Source organism: Specibacter cremeus (genome assembly GCF_003946885.1).
GTDB lineage: Bacteria > Actinomycetota > Actinomycetes > Actinomycetales > Micrococcaceae > Specibacter > Specibacter cremeus.
Window position 1 is genome coordinate 116,732 of sequence record NZ_RWKQ01000002.1, and the last position, 19,606, is coordinate 136,337.

The following is a 19,606-nucleotide window of genomic DNA, read 5'->3' on the forward strand; positions in this document are numbered from 1 at the left end:
AGCGAATGTTCGCAACACCGACAGCAACACTGGCCATGATTGATGTCAAGAGAAACACCCACGGATCTTGACGAGAAGAGGAAAACCGATGAGCGAGAACCCTGGCGGCGAAACCCCCGGGACACCGGATCCGGTGGAGGGACAGAAGGACGGCAATGCGAACCCGACCGAACGCATCCTCCCGCCGGCGCCCGCGCAGCAACCCCAGCCCGCGCAGCAACCCCAGTACGGACAGTACGCGCCGACGCATCCAACCGAGGCGATCCCGACGCCGCCCCATCCGGGCCACGGGGAGCCGGGCGCGCCTCCGAACACGGCAGCCTACCCGGCCGCGCCGGCGTATCCGCACACGCTGGCCCCGGCCGTCACGGCCCGCCCGCGCAAGGAGCCGAGGAAGGTCGGCATGGGCCTGTTCGCCGCCAGCGTGATCGCGGCGGCCCTGATCGGCGGCGGCGTCGCCGGCGGCACCTCGTACCTGCTCAACTCCCAGGGCGCCTCGCCGGTCGTGGCCACGTCCCAGCAGAACACGCCCGTCATCGTCAACAACAAGGACAGCGTCAACGGCGTGACGGCCGTAGCGGCCAAGGCGATGCCATCGGTCGTCACCATCTCGGCCTCGAGCGGCAGCTCCGGCGGCACCGGGTCGGGGATCATCCTGGACACCGCCGGGAACATCCTGACCAACACGCACGTGGTGACGTTGGACGGCCAGGCCGCCCACGCGACCATCTCGGTGCAGACCAGCGACGGCAAGGTGTACACCGGCAAAGTGGTCGGCACGGACCCGCTGTCCGACCTGGCCATCGTGAAGATCGACGCCCCGAACCTGGTGCCCGCCTCGCTCGGTGACTCGTCCAAGATCAACCTGGGCGACAACGTGGTGGCCATCGGCGCCCCGCTGGGCCTCAGCGGCACCGTGACCGAGGGCATCATCTCCACCGTCAACCGCACCATCCAGGTGGCGTCGTCCGCCGTGCCGAGCACCCCGAGCGACGGGTCGCAGAACGGCAATGGCGGCAACGGCGGCTTCAACTTCGCGCCGCCGGACGGTTCCAACCGGCAGTCCCAAACGGCCACGGGCCAGGTGAACCTGAACGTCATCCAGACCGACGCCCCGATCAACCCCGGCAATTCCGGTGGACCGTTGCTCAACAGCAGCGGGCAGGTCATCGGCGTGAACGTCGCCATCGCCTCCGCCGGCAACTCGTCCAGCAGCAGCCAGTCCGGCAGCATCGGCGTCGGCTTCTCGATCCCGATCGACAATGCCACGCGGATCGCCCAGGAACTGATCGCCAACGGCAAGGCCACCCACGGGCAGCTGGGCGTCGCCGTCCAGCCGGCCGCCGCGGGCGGCGCCAGCAGCGGGTTCACGAACGGCGCCCAGGTGGCGGAGCTCACGTCGGGGTCGCCGGCGGCCAAGGCCGGGTTGCAGGTGGGCGACGTCATCACGGGGGTGGGCAGCCGGCGCATCACCGATGCGTCGTCGCTGACCGCGGCCGTGCGTGAACAGGCGGGCGGGGCCACCGTGAAGGTGACGTTCACCCGGAACGGCAAGGCGCAGGCCGTGGACGTCACGCTCGGCACCGCCTCACAGTAGCCGCAACCGGACGGGACCGGCCCGCCGCGCACCCAGGGCGCGGCGGGCCGCCGTCGTGCTTGGGGCAAGCCCGGCCGCACCGGTGTCAAGGCGCAAGTAACGAAGCGACCCGGAGGATTCCGGCGGCGGCCCCGAACGAACTAAGCTCTTGGGCAGGGCCTTGTGGCCGTGCCGCGCCTACCGGCGACGACAATTCCGTACGACGAATCGTGTCTTGACGCAAAGGACAGTAGTGGACAACACAGCACTGAACATTGTGGTTCTGGTGAAATACGTGCCAGACGCGCAATTCGACCGTCATCTTTCCGGACCCGGCCACGCGCTGGACCGCAATGAGAGCATCCTGTCCGAACTGGACGAATACGCGCTCGAGGCGGCCCTGGCCGTCGCCGAGTCGCGCGGCGGCGCCAAGGCCGGCAACCAGGTCACGGCGCTGACCATGGGGCCGGCCTCCGCGGCGGCCGCCGTGAAGAAGTCGCTGCAGATGGGCGCCACCGCCGGCGTCCACGTGTGCGACGACGCGCTGGCCGGTTCCGACGCGTCCGCCACGTCCCTGGTGCTGGCGGCGGCGATTGGCAGCCTGGCCCCGGTGGACCTGGTGGTCACCGGCATGGCCTCCACCGACGGGGAGACGTCGATCGTGCCGGCGCAGCTGGCCGCCCGGCTGGGCCTGCCGCAGGTCACGTTCGCCTCCTCCGTGCAGGTGGACGGGACCACGGTGACGGCGCGCCGTGACGGCGACGAGACCACGGAGGACATCGAGGCGTCGCTGCCGGCGCTCATCTCGGTCACCGACCAGGCCAACGAGCCGCGCTACCCGAACTTCAAGGGCATCATCGCGGCGAAGAAGAAGAAGGTCACCACGCTCTCGCTGGCGGACCTCGGCGTGGCCGCGTCCGACGTCGGCGCGTCCGGGTCGCTGACCCGGGTCACCGACGCCGCACCGCGCCCGCCGCGCACCGCCGGCACCATCATCACCGACTCGGGCGACGCCGGCATCGCGCTGGTGGACTTCCTGGCCGGGCAGAAACTTCTCTAAAGGGGCGCCTCCATGACTTCCATTGTTGTTTTCATTGACAGGACCGAATCCATTGCGTCTTCCGCCGCGCTCGGCACCGTCACGGCGCAGCTGCTGACGCTGGCCCGCACGGCCGGCGAGCCGGTGGCCGTGGTGGCCGGACCGGCGGATGCCGGGCTCGTCGAGGCGCTCGGCGGCTACGGCGTGACCCGCGTGCTGCACTCGGAACAAGCCGAGCTGGCAGACTACCTGGTGGCGCCCATGGCGGACCTCGTGGCGCAGGCCGCGGTCGAGGTCGGCGCCTCCGCCGTGCTGGTGGACAACGGCGCGCAGGGCAAGGAGATCGCCGCCCGCGTCGGCGTGGCGCTGAACGCCGGCGTCATCACCGACGCCGTGGGTGTGGAGAACGACGGCGGCACCCTGGTCGCGCACAAGTCCGTGCTGGCGGGGTCCTACACCGTCTCGGCCCGGGCCGTCTCGGACATCGCCGTGATCAGCGTCAAGGCGCACAGCATCGAGGCCGCGCCCGCGCCCGACCCCACCACCCCGGGCGTCGAGGCGCTGGAGGTCGCGTTCGTCCCGGCCAGCCTGGGCGCCCGCGTCGTCAAGCGGACCCCGCGGCCGGCCACCGGACGCCCGGAGCTGGAGAACGCCCGGATCGTGGTGTCCGGCGGGCGCGGCGTCGACGGGGACTTCGGTCCGATCGAGGAACTGGCCGACGCGCTGGGCGCGGCCGTCGGCGCCTCCCGCGCCGCGACGGACGCCGGCTGGATCCCGCACACCTTCCAGGTGGGCCAGACCGGCAAGACCGTCTCGCCCGAACTGTACATTTCCGCGGGCATCTCCGGCGCCATCCAGCAGAAGGCCGGCATGCAGACCGCCAAGGTCATCGTGGCCGTGAACAAGGACGCGGACTCGCCGATCTTCGAGATCGCCGACTTCGGCATCGTCGGCGACCTGTTCGACGTGCTGCCCCAGGCCGCCGCGGAGATCCGCAAGCGCCGGGGCTAGCGCGGGATGCTGCCGATCCCGATCAGGGTGTCGGAGTTCATGTCCACGCGGGGACCCACGGACCGGATGAACTCCTTGCGGACCCGGGCGATCGCCTCGGGGTCGCGGGGGAGCAGGGTGCGCCAGCCGCTGCCCATGACCAGGTTCCACGCCATCTCGTCGTCCACGGTCAGCGTCAGCGGACGGGTCAGCACGGTGACGTCCACCAGGCCCCGGGCGGACAGCCAGGCGGCCATGGACTCGACCGTGTCCACCCGCGCCATGTTGCCGTTCGCCACGGGCACCACCCCGGCAAGGCGGGGGCGTTCGGTGATGGCCGCCGCCATGATGCGTCCGGCGAAGGGCTCGAGCGCGCCGGCGATCCACGTGCTCGTGACGAAACGTCCACCCGGGCGCAGCATGGACAGCAGGTGGTCGACGCCGGCGTCCATGTCGTCGAAGAAGAACATGCTGTAGGAACACAGCACCGCGTCGAACGTGCGGTGCCCGCGCCAGTCGGTCGCGTCGGCCTCGGTCAGCGTCGTGTTCAGGATGCCGCGGCCGGACAGCTTGGCCGCGGCCAGGCGAAGGAGCCCGGTAGACAGGTCCACGCCGTCGACCGTCCCGGATGGGCCGACCGCCTCGGCCGCCGGGATGGTGGCCGCGCCCGTGCCGCAGCACGCGTCGAGGACCCGCTCGCCGGCGGTGAGGGCCGCCGCCGCGATGACCTCACGGGCCATGGGGTCCCACAACTTCTCGGACCACGATTCGAACTGGATCGCGCCGTCGGTGAACGCCAAGCCGGGATCGCGAACGGACATGCGGGGCCTCCGTGGGGTGGGTGGAATGGGACGTCTAGAGCTGGGCGCCGGCGAAGCCGTTTTGCCGCCACGCCTCATAGATGGCGATGGATGCGGAATTGGCGAGATTCAGGGACCGCAGCGAGGGGAGCATGGGCAGCCTGACCCGCGCCGTGACGTGCGGGTCCGCCTTGGCGGCCTCCGGCAGGCCGACGGATTCGCGGCCGAACAAGAGCACGTCGCCGGGCCGGTAGGAAATGTCCGTGTAGGGCGTGTCGCCGTCGGACGTGAACGCGTACACCCGCTCGGGCGCCAGCGCCGTCCATGCCGCCTCCAGGCTGGGGTGCACGGTCACGACGGCCAGGTCGTGGTAGTCCAGTCCGGCACGGCGCAGCTTGGCGTCCTCGAAGTCGAACCCGAGCGGCTCCACGAGGTGCAGCTGCGCCCCGGTGACGGCGGCCAACCGGATGGCGTTGCCGGTGTTGCCGGGGATTTCGGGCGTCAGGAACAGGATGCGGAACACCAGACCATCCTATTCCCCGGGCCGTCCGGCTCAGTACATCCCGCCGAGGAGGCGGGAGAGCACCTGCAGGTCGACGACGTTCGGCACCGGCCCGGAGGCGAGGAAGAACTTCGCCTCACGGATGAAACGGGCCGCGTTGGCCACGTTCAGCCCGCCGGTGCCGTCCGGGTCGGTGCCGCGCGCGTAGTCGATGACGGGTTCGAACTGGCTGCCTGTGGTGCTGTGCACGCACACCCACCCGGTCACGTTGCATTCGGGGAACAGCTCCTGCATGGCCCGCACGGGCCCGTCCAGCCGGGGCGGTTCGACGGCCTTCGCCCCGTGCATGAGCGACGACCCGTTCCACCGGTACGCCCCTTCGGGCAGCAGCATCGAGGCGACCACGACCATCCGGTACCCGGCCACGATCACGTGGTCAAGCTGGCCCTTCCCCACGGGCGATTGCAGCCCGTTGACGAGCCGGGCGGACGGGATGGCCGGCAGCAGCTGGGTCATGATGAGCCTGATCGTGTACGCCTCGCGGGCCATCCGGGCGTGTGCGCCGAACACGCCGCGCTTGCGGGGCGCGCCATGGACGGGCTGCGCCGCCGTCGACCGCGGCAGCAGCGGCTCCGTGCCGGCGGGCAGGTCCTCGTAGGCGGGAAAGTAGACGGCCGCCTCGGCGGCGACGTTTCGGCCCGTGCCGGCACGGGCCGACGTGCTGAAGCCGGCGGCCGTGTCGGACGTGCCGCGCGGGGCCTGCCGCGACCCGGCGCCGTAGGACCGGTCGTACGCCTGGCGCCGCGCCGGGTTGATGAGCGCCTCGTAGGCCTCGGTGACCGCGCGGAACTCGGCCGGGTCGCCGCCGTGGTCGGGATGCGCGGCGCGCGCGGCCCGGCGGTACGCCTTCTTGATGTCGCCGGCTGTCGCCGTGGCGGGCACACCGAGCACCTGGTAGTGCGTGCGGAACTGCTCTCCCACTCAAGGCCTTTCCGGTGTGGCGATGTCATAACATCCTACCGGGCGTTCCACGGTGAGAGTCCCGGCTACCCCCGGACGTAGCGCAGGAACAGCATCGACCCGGCGCGCAGGATGTGGGCCAGTTCCATGGATTCCGGCGCGGCGCCGGGCGGCCCGGCCGCGATGCGCGGCGCATTGCCGCCGACCAGGACCGGCGAGAGCGTCAGGCACAGTTCGTCCACGCGCCCGGCCGCCTGGAAGGAACCGAGCAGGCTCGGGCCGCCCTCCGCGTGGATGCGGGCCAGGCCCCGTGCGCCGAGCTCGGCGATGAGCACGCCAATATCGATGGTCGCGGCGCCGGCCGTGACGACGTCCGCCACGGGGGCCAGCGCGGCCACCCGCCCAGGTGCGGCGGCCGCCGTCGTGATTACCAACGGGCGCACCGGAGCCTGCGTGAACACCGGCATGCCGGGGTCCAGGTTCAACGTGCCGGACACGATGGCCAGCGGCGGATGCGCCGGCAGCCCCCGCGATGTGCGCCACGCCCGTGCCTCGGCCGGCAGCAGCGGGCCGCCATAGCCCTCCGCCCGGACGGTGCCGGCGCCGACCACAATCACGTCGGCGTGCCGGCGCAGCAGCCCGAAGACGCGCTGGTCGGCCGCGTTGCCCAGCCCGCCGGACCTGCCGCCGAGCGTGGCGGCCCCGTCGAGGCTGGCGATGAAGTTGAATCCGACCCACGGGCCGGGGCGCCGCCCCGCGGCGTACCACTCGAGCAGGTCCGCGTCGCCGGCCTCAACGACGGGCGGCGGGAAGACCCGGTCGATGCCGCTCATGGCTGGGCCGGCTCGTTGACGTCGCCCATGTTGTGCAACAGATACGCGGGCTCACGCCAGCCGAGCACGGCCTCCGTCATGCGGATCGCGGCGGCCGATTCCGCGACATTGTGCATGCGCAGGATCCGCGCCCCGCCGAGGATGCAGATGACGCCGGACGCCAACGAGCCGGCCAACCGGTCCGCCTTCGGCTGGTTGAGTGTCTCGCCGATGAAGTCCTTGTTGGACACGGCGGCGAGCGCCGGGAAGCCGAGGTCGGCGATCTCATTGAAGCGGCGCGTGATCTCGAGCGTGTGCAGCGTGTTCTTGTTGAGGTCGTGGCCCGGGTCGACGATGATCTTCTCCGGCGCGACGCCGAGCGAGATGGCCAGCTCCGCCTTCTCGCGCAGGAACGCGGCCACCTCGCTGACGACATCCACATACGACGGGCGGGGGTACACGGTGCGCGGCTTGGCCAGGCTGTGCGTGATGACCAGGTGGGCGCCCGTCTGGGCGACGACCTCGGCCAGCCCGGGGTTGGCCAGTCCGGTCGTGTCATTGACGACGTGGGCGCCGGCGGCGATGGCGCGCGCGGCGACCTCGGGCAGGAACGTGTCGACCGAGATGATCACGTCGCTGCGCGCGGCCACCGCCTCGATCACGGGCACCACCCGGTCGGACTCCTCCTCGGCACTGAGGGCCGGACCGGGCGCGAACGGCACGCCGCCGATGTCCACCCAGTCGGCGCCGTCACGCGCGGCCGCCAACGCCGCACCCACGGCGGCGTCGAGCGCGAACGTGGCACCGGCGTCGTAAAAGGAATCCGGTGTGCGGTTCACGATCGCCATCAGCGCCACATGGCGGCTGAAATCCAGCGTGCGCGGGCCGAAATCATGGACCGGATGCAGCAGCGGCGGGGTGTGGAAGGGGGCGGCCGTCACGGGCGGCTGGAGAATGGTCATCCCCTCCATCAAATATCGCCCAACGCGATTGCGGGGTTGGCCAGCGCCCGCGTGTCGACCGTGCGGGCGCTGCCGATCAGGGCCTTGATGTCCTCCTGGACGTCCCAGACGTTCACGTTCATGCCCGCCACGACGCGCCCGCCGGCCACCCAGAACGCGATGAACTCGCGGGACTCCAGGCTGCCCCGGATGACGATGTCGGCGCCCTTCGTGAGCGCCGCGTAGCCGGAATACTCCATGCCGAGGTCGAACTGGTCGGTGTAGAAGTAGGGGATGTCGTCGAGCACGGCGTCTTGGCCGAGCATGGTGCGGGCGGCCACCTTGCCGCCGGCGATCGCGTTGGCCCAGTGCTCGCTGCGGGCCCGGGCACCGGTGATCGGGTGCATGGCGTTCGCGACGTCCCCGGCGGCCAGGATGTCCTCCTTCGACGTGCGCAGCGACGCATCGACCAGGATGCCGTTCTCAACGGCCAGGCCGGCGTCCTCGGCCAGCGCAATGTTGGGCACGACGCCGACGGCGACGATCACCAGGTCGGCCGGAAGCACGACGCCGGTGGTCGACGTCACGCCGGTCACCTTGCCGTCGTCCCCGGTGATCGCGGCGGCACTGGACGGCAGGACGAACCTGACACCGGCCTCCTCGTGCCGCTTCGCGAAGACGGCGCCGAGTTCGGCGCCGATCGCGACGGACAGGGGGACTTCCTCCAGCCCGAGCAGCGTGACCTCGTTGCCGAGTTCGCGTGCCGTGGCGGCGATCTCCATGCCGATCCAGCCGGATCCGATCATGACCAGCCGGTGCCCGCCGTCCTTGAGGAGCTCCTTGAGTCGAATGCTGTCGGCCCTGGTGCGGAACGTGTGCACGCCGTCGAGGTCCACACCCGGGAACGGGATGCGGCGCGGCGTGGCACCGGTGGCCAGCAACAATTTGTCGTAGCCGAGGATGCGGCCGCCGGCCAGGGCGACCGTGTGGGCGTCCGGGTCGATGGCCGTGGCCGCTTCCCCCGTGATGACCTCGACGTTGTTCTCCGGGTACCAGCTTGCCGGGTAGGGCAGCAGCGCGTCCTCGCCCTCCTTCCCGGCCAGGAAGCCCTTGGACAGGGGCGGACGCTGGTAAGGGGTCTCGGATTCGTCGGCGACGATCGTCACCGGCCCGGTATAGCCCTCCTCCCGCAATGTCGCCGCCGCCGTGGCGCCGGCCAGTCCACCGCCCACGATGACCATGCCAGGTTGGCGTTGTTCGCTCATGATTGCCTCATTCCTTGCCGCTCGGTCGTACCGTTGCTAGTGGGGGAATTGTTCTCGCAGGGGGCCGGTGTCCGCAAGGCCTCCGGTGAACACGGACGTGCGTGTGAGGGTCCCGGCGACGTGGACGCCGCGCAGCGACATGCACAGGTGCTCGGCCTCGAGCACCACGCCGACGCCGCGCGGGTTGAGCGTGTCCTCGAGCCAGTCGGCCACCTGCTGGGTCAGCCGCTCCTGGACCTGCAGGTCCCGGGCGAAGTGCTCCAGCCCGCGGGCCAGCTTGGACAGGCCGAACAGGCGTTCGCCGGGCAGGTAGCCGATGTGGGCGACGCCGCGGAACGGCAGCAGATGGTGCTGGCACAGCGAATGGAACGGTATGTCCTTGACGATGACCAGTCCGGCATAGCCCTCGTCGTTGGGGAACGTGGTCCAGCCGGTCGGCCGGGGCGTGAGCATTTCGGCGAAGGCGTCGGCCACGCGTCGCGGCGTGTCGACCAGGTGCGGGTCGGCCACGTCACGGCCCAGCGCGCGCAACAGGTCGGTGACGGCGGCACGTGCCGCGGACAGGTCGATGCCGGCGGGCAGGGCCGCGTCAAAGGCGTCGGCGTCGTCAAGGTCGTCAAGCCGACGCAGGAGCGGTGATACGGTGCTGGAAATCGACATGTCCAAACCCTTCTAAATCTTGTATTCTTGACTTTAGAAGCGGATGCGCGACACGTCAAGCCTTCATGACGCAATTCGTGACGTGCCCGCGATCCGGAACGGAGGGATTGTTGTGGCGCAACTCGATGAATCTGAGCGCCTGGCCGCCGTCGCGGCGCTGGGCGACCCGGTGCGGCGTGACCTGTTCGAGGTGGTCCGGCGGGCGGGGACGGCGCTGAGCTGCGATGACTGCGCGGAGGAGCTGGGCCTGCCGCGCAGCACCGTGCGCGTCCAGCTGGACCGGTTGGTCGCGGCCGGCCTGCTCAGCACCAAATTCCGGAAGACCGGCCCCCGGCAGGGACCCGGGTCCGGGCGGCCGGCCAAGCTGTACACGGCGGCCCTGGCCGAGGTGGCCGCCTCCGTGCCGGACCGGCACTACGACCTGGCCGCGGACCTGCTGGCCGCCGCCGTCCAACACTCGGCCGACGCGTCCGTGGACATCCGGGAGGCCGTGGCGGCTGTCGCGTACGACGCCGGGACCGGCCTTGGCGCGCGGGCCGGCTCGATCGAGGCCATGCTGGACGCCACCGGCTACGACCCCCACCCGGACGGCGCCGGCGGCACCATCCTGGCAAACTGCCCGTTCCATGCGCTGGCCCGGCGCCACACGGACGTGGTGTGCTCGCTCAACGGCTCCCTGCTCGCCGGTGCGCTCGCCGGCTGCGGCGACACCGGCCACCGGGTCGTGGAGGATTCGGAACCGACACACTGCTGCGCCCGCATCGTCCCGTACGTGTCATAGGGCCGTTGGGCGCTGCCCGCCCGGGCTCCCGTGCCGGACGACGGCGGTGCCCACCTGCCGGCCCGGTGGTCGAGCCTGGTCGAGACCCGCGGGCGTGCGCCGCGTTCAGATGTCGGGTGGGTGTTGGTAGAGGTTTTGGAGGGGGTGTTGGAGGGGATCCTTGATCGGGGGCGCGGTGAACCAGGGGGTGCCGTTGATCATGGTCACGGTCCAGTCGGTGCGGTGGAGCAGGTGGTGATGCCATGAACATACGAGACAGCAGTTGGCCACGGAGGTGGGTCCGCCCTCGGACCAGGGGATGATGTGGTGGGCCTCGGCCCATTGCGGGGGCCGGTCGCAGTCGGGGAACGCGCAACCGCCGTCGCGGGCGTACAGGGCACGTCTGATGTCGGGGGTGACGAGGCGTTGGCGGCGGCCCTGGTCGAGGACCGCGCCCTTCCCGTTCATCACGATCGGGATGATTTGGGCGTCGCAGGCGGCTTGGCGGATCTGGTCGACCGGGATTTCGCCACTGTAGGGGACCCGGGCGGTGCCGAGCCCGCGGCGGAGGTCCTCCAGGGCGACGGTGACGTGCAGTTGCGGGCGCAGCCCGCCGTTGTCCGGCAGGGTGTCGGTCGCCGCGGCCAGGCGCAGGCAGTCCAGGAGCCGGTGCAGCAGTTTCTGCGCCCGGGTCCGCTCGTCCCGCAGCACCGGGTTGCCGGGCCCCTGCCCGGGTTGGGCGGCATCGAAGAGCCCGCACTCGTCCGCGAAAAACCGATCGGTCGCGCTGCCGGTGTCCGTGCCGGGGTGCGCGCCGTCGGCATCGGCATCATCCGGGGCGTCCGTGCCGGAATCCGCGCCCGGCCCAGCGCCGGGGGAGCCGCCGGTCCCGCCGGCGCGCCCGGGGGCGTCCGTGTCCCAGAGCGGCTGCTGTCCGGGCAGCGGCGCGCCGGCGGTGCCGGTGTTGCCGCCGGCGTTACCGGAGGTGCCGGTGTTGCCGCCGGCGTTACCGGAGGTGCCGGCGCCGCTGGCCCCGGTGCCAGTCCCGGTGCCGTCGCCCGTTCCGGTGCCGGGGGTGGTCGGGGCGCCGGTGGGATGGGGGTTGGTGGCGGTGCCGGTGGTGGCGAGGAAGAGTTCGAAGTCGGCGACGGTGAGGTGGCCGCGGATGGAGACGAGTCCGCGGCGGGGCCGGCCGAAGTGCAGGCCCTCCTTGGCGCGCAGTTCGCCCTCGGTGGGGGTCTGCCCGTCCGGGTCCAGGTGGGCCAGGGCACGGACCGCGCATTGGCGTACGGATTCCGGTGGATGCCGGTCGGCGAGATCGGTGAGCACCTCCTCGACCCGGGCCGCCTGCTCCGCACTGACCCCCGCGGGTTCCTGCCCGTCGTCGTCGGGTTCGGTGATGAGCACGGTGGCGCGGTGGGCGTAGTCGGCGATCAGTGCGGCGGTTTCCAGGGATAGCCGGCCGGTGAAGAAGGCGCGGGCCAGCAGCGGGTGCGCGGCCGGGCGCCCGGCGTGCGTGAGCGGGTCTGTGTGGGGCAGCACGGCGGCGGCGACCTTGAGCCGCCGTCCGGTCTCGGCGCTGGAGGCAAGCAGGGTATGGGCCACGAACACGGCCGGGGTCGGGGAGCCGGCGCCGTCGTAGCGCCCAGCCCCGGCCCGGGCGGCCAGTTCCGCGGCGAGTTGGACCTGCACGGCGGCCAGGGCGTGGGCCACCGCCTCGGTGTGCCGGGCGAGGGTGACCAGTTCTGGGTCGGGGACTCGGTCCAGGCCCAGCGCGACGGGGCCCAGGAACTCCGGTCCGGACTCGCCGGCACGTCCCGGGCCGGGGGTCCCGTGGGGTGGCCGGGTGGCTGTGTAGGCGAGGTCCAGGAGCCGGCGGAGGCGTCCGTCGGTGGCTCCACGAGTGGTGCGTGCCCCCGCGTGGTCGGGAGCGGCCTGCTCCGTATCCATGACCATCACATTACCAGAATACCTCTTCGATGAAAAGAGGCTTCTTGAAATAAGATATAGAAATGAGTGCCCATCGGCGATACCATCCCGGCGTCCATCTAGGGCGCGGTTAAGCACCAAATTGCGCCGAAATGGGTGCTTAACTGCGCCCTACTTGAGTCGCGGACAGCACGAGTAATGTATTCGATTCGGGAGTCGCATGACCAGGTCTTGACACGCTCGATCACCGCACGACGAGCGGCGCAGCGCCAGGGGGCCGGTGATGCGCAGAACTACTGCAACCTCGAACGGGGGCGGCGTAGGGTGGCGGCATGGACATCGCCGACGCGGGACAGTGGATCGCGGACGCGCTGGCACCCTTTCGCTCGGGCGCGCGCCCGGCGGCGGACCGCTCCACGGTGGCCGCGAGCCTGCCCGACCGATTCGAGGCCTACGCGCGGATCCTGCACCCGGTGAACCGGGAGGATGGCACGCCGCTGACCTGGTCCGAAATCGCCAGGAAGACCGGCCGCGCCGTCCACCCGTGCGCGCAGTTCGCCGCCGTGGCCGGCATCGCGTACGGCGACCCGCTGGTGCTGGACGGGAAGTACCTGCACGTCCCCCGGGAGGGCGAACTCGACGCTGCGCAGCTCGCCGCCCTCGCGACCATTCTCGGCGAGCACACCGGCACGCCCCGGGACGTCTATCTGGCACTGTGGGACGGGTACGGCTGGATCCACGGCGCCGGCGCGGTCAGCGTGCTGTGGTCCGTCGACGAACCGGAGACGCCAAGCGCCGAGTTCCAAGAGGAACAGGCAGCACTCCTGGCGCAGGTGAAACGCCTGCAGGAACCGTCCTTCCCCTATGAAGTCCTCAATGGCACGCTGCTGGACGTGGGCCATGGGTTCCGGCAGTACTTCGTGTTCCGCGGGACGATCACGGACCTGGCCCATCCGCCATGGGCGGAGGGGCGCACACTCAACACCCAGACGCCCAACCTCGCCTGGCCGGCCGACCACGCCTGGTGCCTGGCCACGGAGATCGACTTTGATTCCACCCTGGCGGGCGGCACGCGCGAGGCGATTGACGCCGTCGTCCGGTCACCGCTGCTGGAGGCGCTGCCGGTCACGCCGGCCACCAGCCTGGCCTGGGACGCCGACACCGTGAACCCCCGGGTGCCGTAGACGTGCCGTAGAATGGAGCGGTGCCCGTGTACCTCGACCACGCGGCGACCACGCCCATCTCGGCCCCGGCCCTCGCCGCACTCACCACAGTCCTCGCCCGCAGCGGCAACCCGTCCTCGCTGCACGGCGCCGGCCGGCGTGCCCGCGCCACGGTCGAGGAGGCCCGCGAAACCATCGCCGTGGCCGCCGGCGCGCACCCCACCGAGGTCATTTTCACCTCCGGCGGCACCGAGGCCGACAACCTGGCCGTCAAGGGCCTGTATTGGGCGCGGAATGCCGCCGAGCCGCAGCGCCGCCGCATCCTCGTCTCCGGCATCGAGCACGCCGCCGTCCAGGACACCGTCGAATGGCTGGAGAAGCATGAGGGCGCCGAGGCCGTCTGGCTGCCCGTCGACGCCACCGGCACGGTGTCGCTGGCCGCGCTGGAAAAGGAATTGGACGACGGCGGCGCGGAGTCGGTCGCCCTGGTCACCTGCATGTGGGCCAACAACGAGGTGGGCACGATCCAGCCCATAGCCGACATCGTGGTGCTGGCCGCCGGGCACGGCATCCCGGTGCATTCCGACGCCGTCCAGGCGTTTGGTTCCGTGCCGGTGGACTTTCGGGCATCCGGGCTGGCCGCCATGTCGATCAGCGGCCACAAGATCGGCGGACCCGTGGGCGTGGGCGCGCTGCTGCTCGGCCGCGACGTGACGTTGACGCCCGTCCAGCACGGCGGCGGGCAGGAGCGCGGCGTGCGCTCCGGCACGCTGGACACGGCCGGCATCGCCGCGTTCGCCGCGGCCGCCAGGGATGTCACGGACAACCTTGCCGCGGAAAGCGCCCGCATCGCGGCCCTGCGTGACGCGCTCATCGAGGGTGTCCGGGCGGCCGTCCCGGCGGCCGTGCTGCGCGGCGTCGACCCGGCGACGGCCCCGGACAAGCGGCTGCCCGGCAACGCGCACTTCACCTTCCCCGGCTGCGAGGGTGATTCGCTGCTGTTCCTGCTGGACATGGCCGGCATCGAATCGTCTACCGGGTCGGCGTGCACGGCCGGCGTGCCGCGCCCGTCGCACGTGCTGCTCGCCATGGGCCTGGATGAGGACACGGCCCGTGGCGCCCAGCGTTTCAGCCTCGGGCATACATCCAGCCCGGAAGACGTTGATGCCTTCGTGGCCGCGCTGCCGCAGGCGCACGCACGCGCCAAGCAGGCCGGCATGGCCGGGCGTGCGTCCAGCATCCGGACCGCCAGCACCACCCGGTGATCGAGCTGGGCCCACGGGCGCGAGGGACCCGTTGCGAGCTTGCGAGCAACGGGAGCGCCCGGGGAGCGAGATCCGGGTTTCGACAGGCTCAACCACTGTTAACGAAAGGCAAGTAATGCGAGTATTGGCCGCCATGAGCGGAGGAGTGGACTCCGCCGTCGCCGCCGCCCGGGCCGTGGAGGCCGGGCATGACGTCGTCGGCGTCCACCTGGCGCTGTCCCGCATGCCGGGCACCCTGCGCACCGGCAGCCGCGGCTGCTGCACCGTGGAGGACTCCAACGACGCCTGGCGTGCCGCTGACAAACTCGGCATCCCCTACTACGTCTGGGACTTCTCCGAGCGGTTCAAGGAGGACGTGGTCCAGGACTTCATCGACGAATACGCCGCCGGCCGCACCCCCAACCCGTGCATGCGCTGCAACGAGCGCATCAAGTTCGCGGCACTGCTGGAAAAGGCCATCGCGCTGGGCTTCGACGCCGTCTGCACCGGCCACTACGCGAAGGTCTTCACGGACGCCGACGGCAACCCGGAGCTGCACCGCGCCGCCGACTGGGCCAAGGACCAGAGCTACGTCCTTGGCGTGCTCACGCACGAGCAGCTCAGGCACTCCATGTTCCCGCTCGCCGACACCCCGTCCAAGGCCGAGGTCCGGGCCGAGGCCGAGCGCCGCGGCCTGTCCGTGGCCAAGAAGCCGGACAGTCACGACATCTGCTTCATCTCCGACGGCGACACGGCCGGCTGGCTGGCCGAGAAGATCCCGATGACCCCCGGGGACATCGTCGACGAAACCGGCGCCACGGTCGGCGGGCACACCGGCGCCAACCAGTTCACCGTGGGCCAGCGCCGCGGCCTGAAGCTCGGCACGCCCGCCGCCGACGGCAAGCCGCGCTTCGTGTTGGAGATCCGGCCCAAGGAAAACAAGGTGGTGGTGGGCCCGCACGCGCTGCTGGCCATCGACGAGCTCAACGGCATCAAGGTCTCCTGGGCCGGGCTGCCCATCGCCGAGGTCGCCACCGGCGAGGAGTTCGACTGCCACGCCCAGGTCCGCGCCCACGGCGACCCCGTGCCCGCCCGCGCCCGGGTGACCGAGGTGATGGACGACGGCGTCGGTCGCCAACGCCTGACCGTCACCCTGGCCGAGCCGCTGCGCGGCGTGGCGCCCGGACAGACCGTGGTGCTGTACCAGGGCACCCGTGTGCTGGGCCAGGCCACCATCGACGCGGCCCGCTCGCTGGCGCGCCCGGAGTTCTAGGGGCCCCGGCCCCGAGGGGCCCGGAGCGAGCGTGCGAGCTCTGGGAGGGGCCGGGGACTGGCGTAGACTTCCGTTCAAGCCGTCACAGCTGCCGGAAGGTGCACGCCTTGTCCATGCATACGATTCCCAACCCGATGTCCGTGCTGGAGCGCTCGCTCGACCAGTGCGTCGGCGTGATCGCCGAGATTCCCGCCGAACGTGCCGTGTGGTCGACTCCGTGCGAGCAGTGGTGCGTGCAGGATCTGCTGCACCATCTGGTGGTGCAGTCCCTGCCGCACTTCACGACGATGGCCCGCGGCGACGTGGTCGACCCGTTGTCGGCCACGGCCACGGTCGGCGCCGACTGGTCGCACCGGTTCAGTGACGGGGCCTCGATGCTGTTGCGGGCCTGGACCGCCGCGGACCTCAGCCGCCAGGTGGCGTTGCCGGGCGGCGGCGAGGCGCCGCTGCGCAGCCGGCTCGGCCTGAATATCGCCGAGTTCACGATGCACGCGTGGGACCTGGTCGTGGCCACGGACGTCCCCGTCTCCCTGGACCCGGAGCTGGCAGAACAGTCGCTGGCGTGGGCGTTGCGCACCCTCCGGCCCGAACTGCGCGGGCCGGACAAGCCCTTTGGCGCGGAGGTGCACGTGTCCGGATCGGCCGGCCCGTACGAACGCCTGGCCGGCTGGTTTGGCCGCAATCCGGCGTTCCAGTCCGGCCCGCGCATGGAGTCCGTCAGGTAACCATCTGGTTGCAACTGGGCCTCTGGTGCCGGAGTGGCAGCCGGGATCTGGTAGAAACGAACCATCAGGCACGTGTCACGGATCACACGACCACCCGTCGTGCGCCCCGTGACACGTGCGCGTTCCGACAGAAAGAATGCAGATGGCTAACAAGAGATTCGGCCTGCGCGCGGCGCTGGCTTTCGCGGGAGTATCGGCAATGGCGCTGACCGCCTGCACCGGACCCAGTGCGCAGGGCGGAGGCCAGAACACGTCCGGGGGTAATGCGGGGGCGCCCGTCGTGGTGGGCACCACCGACAAGGTGACGTTCCTCGACCCGGCCGGTTCCTACGACAACGGCTCGTTCATGGTGATGAACCAGATCTACCCGTTCCTGATGAACACCAAGCCCGGGGCCACCGATCCGACGCCCGAACCGGACATTGCAGAGTCGGCGTCCTTCACCACCCCCACCGACTACACGGTCAAGCTCAAGCCCGGGCTGAAGTGGGCCAACGGCAGCGCCCTGGACTCCAAGGACGTGAAGTTCACGTTCGACCGCCAGCTGAAGATCAACGACGCCAACGGCCCGGCCGCGCTGCTGGGCAACCTGGCCAGCGTCAGCACCCCGGATGCCACCACAGTCGTGTTCAAGCTGAAGACGCCCAACGACCAGACGTTTCCGCAGGTGCTCAGCAGCCCCGCCGGCCCCATCGTCGACGACTCGGTGTTCCCGGCCGACAAGGTGCTCGACGACGACGCGATCATCGCGGGCAAATCGTTCGCCGGCCCGTACACCATCGACTCCTACAAGAAGAACGAGCTCATCAGCTTCAAGAAGTACGACGGCTACCAGGGCGTGCTCGGCGCACCCAAGACGGCCAACGTCACCCTGAAGTACTACGCCAACTCGAACAACCTCAAGCTCGACGTCCAGCAGGGCAACATCGACGTCGCCTGGCGCAGCATGACGGCCACCGACATCGACAGCCTGAAGAAGGACAGCAAGGTCAACGTCGACATCGGCCCCGGCGGCGAATTGCGCTACATCGTGTTCAACTTCAACACCATGCCGTACGGCGCCAAGACGTCCACGCCGGACCCGGCCAAGTCGCTGGCCGTCCGCCAGGCCATGGCCGATTCCATCGACCGTGCGGCCATCGCCACGCAGGTCTACAAGGGCACCTACCTGCCGGCCTACTCGTGGGTCCCGCAGGGCTTCACCGGCGCCATCGAGCCGCTGAAGACGTCCTATGGCGACGGCCAGGGCGGCCCGGACGCCGACAAGGCCAAGAAGACGCTGGCCGACGCCGGAGTGCAGACGCCGGTGACGCTGGACCTGCAGTACAACTCGGACCACTACGGCCCGTCGTCGTCCGATGAGTACGCGCTCGTCAAGACGCAGCTGGAGAAGACCGGCCTGTTCAAGGTGAACCTGCAGTCCACCGAGTGGGTCACCTACACGAAGCAGCGGGTCCTGGACGCCTACCCGATGTACCAGCTGGGCTGGTTCCCGGACTACTCCGACGCCGACAACTACCTGACGCCGTTCTTCAGCGCCAACAACTTCCTGAAGAACCACTACGCCAACAAGGACGTCCAGGCCAAGATCGAGGAGCAGCGCTCCACGACCGACAAGGCCGCCAGGACCAAGCTGATCGAGGACATCCAGACGGCCGTGGCGAAGGACATCCCGACGCTGCCGTTGCTGCAGGGCGCCCAGGTTGCCGTCTCCGGCAAGAACGTCACCGGCGTGAAGGACACGCTGGACCCGTCGTTCAAGTTCCGGCTGGGCGTGCTCGCCAAGTCGTAACCGTTCCATCGCGCCGGTGCACCGCCCGCCACGGGTGGTGCACCGGCGCGACCGTTCGACCCCAGCCATCGGAGAAACAGGCAACCATGACCGCTTTGACCGAACTGCCGGAAACCACGGCAGACCTCCTTCCCACAAGGAAGACCAAGAACGGGGGAGGGCTGGGCAGGTACCTCCTGATCAGGTTCCTGCTGATCTTCCCCACCATCCTGATCCTCGTGACGCTCGTGTTCTTCCTCATGCGCGTCACCGGCGACCCCATCACGGCCGCGCTCGGCGGCCGGCTGCCACCGGACCAGCTGGCCCAGCGCATCCACGAGGCCGGCTATGACCGGCCCCTCTTCATCCAATACGTCGAATACCTGGGCCAGCTGCTGCGCGGCGACTTCGGCCGCACCATCTCCGACAACCTCAAGGTGACGGACATGTTGGCCACCTACGGGGCGGCCACGCTGGAACTGGCCATCAACTCGCTCATCGTCGCCCTGATCGTCGGCATCCCGCTGGGCATGCTGGCCGCGTACAAGCGCGATAAATGGCCCGATGCGGCCTTGCGTGTCTTCGCCATCCTGTTTTACGCCACCCCGGTCTTCTTCGCCGGCCTGATCCTCAAGCTCATCTTCTCCGTCTGGCTCGGCTGGCTGCCGGTCGCCGGGCGCGTGAAGCCGATCAATGAAATGGCCCTGACGGCGCTGTCCACCCCGACGGGAATCTACTGGCTCGACGCGCTGCGCAGCGGAAACTGGGCCGCCCTGGGCGACGTCGCCCAGCACGCCATCCTGCCGGCCATCGCCCTGGGCCTGCTCACCGGCGGCGTGTTCCTGCGCCTGGTCCGCACCAATGTCATCGGCACGTGGAACAAGGACTATGTGGAGGCCGGGCGTTCGCGCGGCGTGCGCGAGTACCGGCTGCTGACCCGGCACGCCTACAAACCGGCGCTGATCCCCATCATCACGGTCATGGGCATGCAGATCGCCCTGCTGCTCGGCGGCGCCGTGCTGACCGAGACCACGTTCGAATGGAAGGGGCTCGGCTTCCAGCTGGCCCACTACCTCACGGCCCGCGACTTCGTGGCCGTGCAGGGCATCGTGGCCCTGCTGGCCGTGATCGTCGCCGTCACGAACTTCATCGTCGACGTCGTCGCCGCGCTCATCGACCCGAGGGTGAGGTACTGA

Annotated in this window: 18 protein-coding genes; 10 read left to right on the plus strand and 8 right to left on the minus strand. The window is 70.3% G+C overall.

Going from position 1 to position 19,606, the window contains the following annotated elements; translation table 11 throughout:
• Nucleotides 1–88 precede the first annotated feature (88 nt).
• From EJC77_RS01225 to EJC77_RS01235, 3 genes are all read left to right on the plus strand, one after another.
• Complete coding sequence (locus EJC77_RS01225; RefSeq protein ID WP_125609743.1) at nt 89–1,597, plus strand: S1C family serine protease; 1,509 nt, start codon at nt 89–91, stop codon at nt 1,595–1,597.
• A 247-nt stretch (nt 1,598–1,844) separates the two neighbouring features.
• On the plus strand, nt 1,845–2,636 hold the full coding sequence (locus tag EJC77_RS01230) for an electron transfer flavoprotein subunit beta/FixA family protein (protein WP_125609793.1): 792 nt from the start codon (nt 1,845–1,847) through the stop codon (nt 2,634–2,636).
• A gap of 12 nt (nt 2,637–2,648) precedes the next feature.
• A complete protein-coding gene (locus EJC77_RS01235; RefSeq protein ID WP_125609744.1) occupies nt 2,649–3,626 on the plus strand; it encodes an electron transfer flavoprotein subunit alpha/FixB family protein in 978 nt (325 codons plus the stop codon).
• On the opposite strand, the gene EJC77_RS01240 is transcribed toward EJC77_RS01235, so the two are convergent.
• The 7 genes from EJC77_RS01240 to folE form a co-directional block, all read right to left on the minus strand.
• Complete coding sequence (locus EJC77_RS01240) at nt 3,623–4,426, minus strand: class I SAM-dependent methyltransferase (protein WP_125609745.1); 804 nt, start codon at nt 4,424–4,426, stop codon at nt 3,623–3,625. The two genes, EJC77_RS01235 and EJC77_RS01240, sit on opposite strands and share 4 nt — an antisense overlap.
• A 34-nt stretch (nt 4,427–4,460) precedes the next feature.
• Nucleotides 4,461–4,928, minus strand: coding sequence for a tRNA (cytidine(34)-2'-O)-methyltransferase (locus EJC77_RS01245; protein WP_125609746.1), 468 nt, complete (start codon nt 4,926–4,928; stop codon nt 4,461–4,463).
• Nucleotides 4,929–4,958: 30 nt separating this feature from the next.
• Nucleotides 4,959–5,888 carry a J domain-containing protein gene (locus EJC77_RS01250; RefSeq protein WP_125609747.1) on the minus strand — a complete coding sequence of 310 codons (930 nt, stop codon included), beginning with the start codon at nt 5,886–5,888 and terminating at the stop codon, nt 4,959–4,961.
• A gap of 65 nt (nt 5,889–5,953) precedes the next feature.
• Complete coding sequence (locus tag EJC77_RS01255; RefSeq protein WP_125609748.1) at nt 5,954–6,700, minus strand: pyrimidine reductase family protein; 747 nt, start codon at nt 6,698–6,700, stop codon at nt 5,954–5,956.
• Nucleotides 6,697–7,641: a dihydropteroate synthase gene (folP, locus tag EJC77_RS01260; protein WP_205786751.1), complete on the minus strand. Its 945-nt coding sequence runs from the start codon at nt 7,639–7,641 to the stop codon at nt 6,697–6,699. Before folP ends, EJC77_RS01255 begins: the two co-directional genes overlap by 4 nt.
• An 8-nt stretch (nt 7,642–7,649) precedes the next feature.
• Nucleotides 7,650–8,885 carry an NAD(P)/FAD-dependent oxidoreductase gene (locus EJC77_RS01265; RefSeq protein ID WP_240629631.1) on the minus strand — a complete coding sequence of 412 codons (1,236 nt, stop codon included), beginning with the start codon at nt 8,883–8,885 and terminating at the stop codon, nt 7,650–7,652.
• Nucleotides 8,886–8,921: 36 nt separating this feature from the next.
• Nucleotides 8,922–9,545 (minus strand): GTP cyclohydrolase I, encoded by a 624-nt coding sequence (folE, locus tag EJC77_RS01270; RefSeq protein WP_125609750.1) that lies wholly within the window; start codon nt 9,543–9,545, stop codon nt 8,922–8,924.
• A 112-nt stretch (nt 9,546–9,657) separates the two neighbouring features.
• Between folE and EJC77_RS01275 the strand changes: the two genes are divergently transcribed.
• Nucleotides 9,658–10,326: a helix-turn-helix transcriptional regulator gene (locus EJC77_RS01275; RefSeq protein WP_240629633.1), complete on the plus strand. Its 669-nt coding sequence runs from the start codon at nt 9,658–9,660 to the stop codon at nt 10,324–10,326.
• Between the two features lie 105 nt (nt 10,327–10,431).
• Here the strand turns inward: EJC77_RS01275 and EJC77_RS01280 are convergent, their stop codons facing one another.
• Nucleotides 10,432–12,255, minus strand: coding sequence for an HNH endonuclease signature motif containing protein (locus EJC77_RS01280; RefSeq protein WP_164520269.1), 1,824 nt, complete (start codon nt 12,253–12,255; stop codon nt 10,432–10,434).
• A gap of 311 nt (nt 12,256–12,566) precedes the next feature.
• Between EJC77_RS01280 and EJC77_RS01285 the strand changes: the two genes are divergently transcribed.
• From EJC77_RS01285 to EJC77_RS01310, 6 genes are all read left to right on the plus strand, one after another.
• Nucleotides 12,567–13,418 (plus strand): hypothetical protein, encoded by an 852-nt coding sequence (locus tag EJC77_RS01285; RefSeq protein ID WP_125609753.1) that lies wholly within the window; start codon nt 12,567–12,569, stop codon nt 13,416–13,418.
• A gap of 20 nt (nt 13,419–13,438) precedes the next feature.
• Nucleotides 13,439–14,662 carry a cysteine desulfurase family protein gene (locus tag EJC77_RS01290; RefSeq protein ID WP_125609754.1) on the plus strand — a complete coding sequence of 408 codons (1,224 nt, stop codon included), beginning with the start codon at nt 13,439–13,441 and terminating at the stop codon, nt 14,660–14,662.
• Between the two features lie 115 nt (nt 14,663–14,777).
• Entirely contained in the window at nt 14,778–15,914 is a 1,137-nt protein-coding gene (mnmA, locus tag EJC77_RS01295) for a tRNA 2-thiouridine(34) synthase MnmA (RefSeq protein WP_125609755.1), read from the plus strand.
• Between the two features lie 113 nt (nt 15,915–16,027).
• Nucleotides 16,028–16,639, plus strand: coding sequence for a TIGR03086 family metal-binding protein (locus EJC77_RS01300; RefSeq protein WP_125609756.1), 612 nt, complete (start codon nt 16,028–16,030; stop codon nt 16,637–16,639).
• Between the two features lie 142 nt (nt 16,640–16,781).
• Nucleotides 16,782–18,431 carry an ABC transporter substrate-binding protein gene (locus EJC77_RS01305; RefSeq protein ID WP_125609757.1) on the plus strand — a complete coding sequence of 550 codons (1,650 nt, stop codon included), beginning with the start codon at nt 16,782–16,784 and terminating at the stop codon, nt 18,429–18,431.
• An 86-nt stretch (nt 18,432–18,517) separates the two neighbouring features.
• Complete coding sequence (locus EJC77_RS01310) at nt 18,518–19,606, plus strand: ABC transporter permease (RefSeq protein ID WP_125609758.1); 1,089 nt, start codon at nt 18,518–18,520, stop codon at nt 19,604–19,606.

Excerpts from the sequence above, each read along its gene's own strand:
- EJC77_RS01225 (WP_125609743.1), top strand. The coding sequence starts at position 89 with ATGAGCGAGAACCCTGGCGGCGAAACCCCCGGGACACCGGATCCGGTG.
- EJC77_RS01235 (WP_125609744.1), top strand. The coding sequence starts at position 2,649 with ATGACTTCCATTGTTGTTTTCATTGACAGGACCGAATCCATTGCGTCT.
- EJC77_RS01240 (WP_125609745.1), bottom strand. The coding sequence starts at position 4,426 with ATGTCCGTTCGCGATCCCGGCTTGGCGTTCACCGACGGCGCGATCCAG.
- EJC77_RS01255 (WP_125609748.1), bottom strand. The coding sequence starts at position 6,700 with ATGAGCGGCATCGACCGGGTCTTCCCGCCGCCCGTCGTTGAGGCCGGC.
- folP (WP_205786751.1), bottom strand. The coding sequence starts at position 7,641 with ATGACCATTCTCCAGCCGCCCGTGACGGCCGCCCCCTTCCACACCCCG.
- EJC77_RS01265 (WP_240629631.1), bottom strand. The coding sequence starts at position 8,885 with ATGAGCGAACAACGCCAACCTGGCATGGTCATCGTGGGCGGTGGACTG.
- folE (WP_125609750.1), bottom strand. The coding sequence starts at position 9,545 with ATGTCGATTTCCAGCACCGTATCACCGCTCCTGCGTCGGCTTGACGAC.
- EJC77_RS01280 (WP_164520269.1), bottom strand. The coding sequence starts at position 12,255 with ATGGATACGGAGCAGGCCGCTCCCGACCACGCGGGGGCACGCACCACT.
- EJC77_RS01285 (WP_125609753.1), top strand. The coding sequence starts at position 12,567 with ATGGACATCGCCGACGCGGGACAGTGGATCGCGGACGCGCTGGCACCC.
- mnmA (WP_125609755.1), top strand. The coding sequence starts at position 14,778 with ATGCGAGTATTGGCCGCCATGAGCGGAGGAGTGGACTCCGCCGTCGCC.
- EJC77_RS01300 (WP_125609756.1), top strand. The coding sequence starts at position 16,028 with ATGCATACGATTCCCAACCCGATGTCCGTGCTGGAGCGCTCGCTCGAC.
- EJC77_RS01305 (WP_125609757.1), top strand. The coding sequence starts at position 16,782 with ATGGCTAACAAGAGATTCGGCCTGCGCGCGGCGCTGGCTTTCGCGGGA.
- EJC77_RS01310 (WP_125609758.1), top strand. The coding sequence starts at position 18,518 with ATGACCGCTTTGACCGAACTGCCGGAAACCACGGCAGACCTCCTTCCC.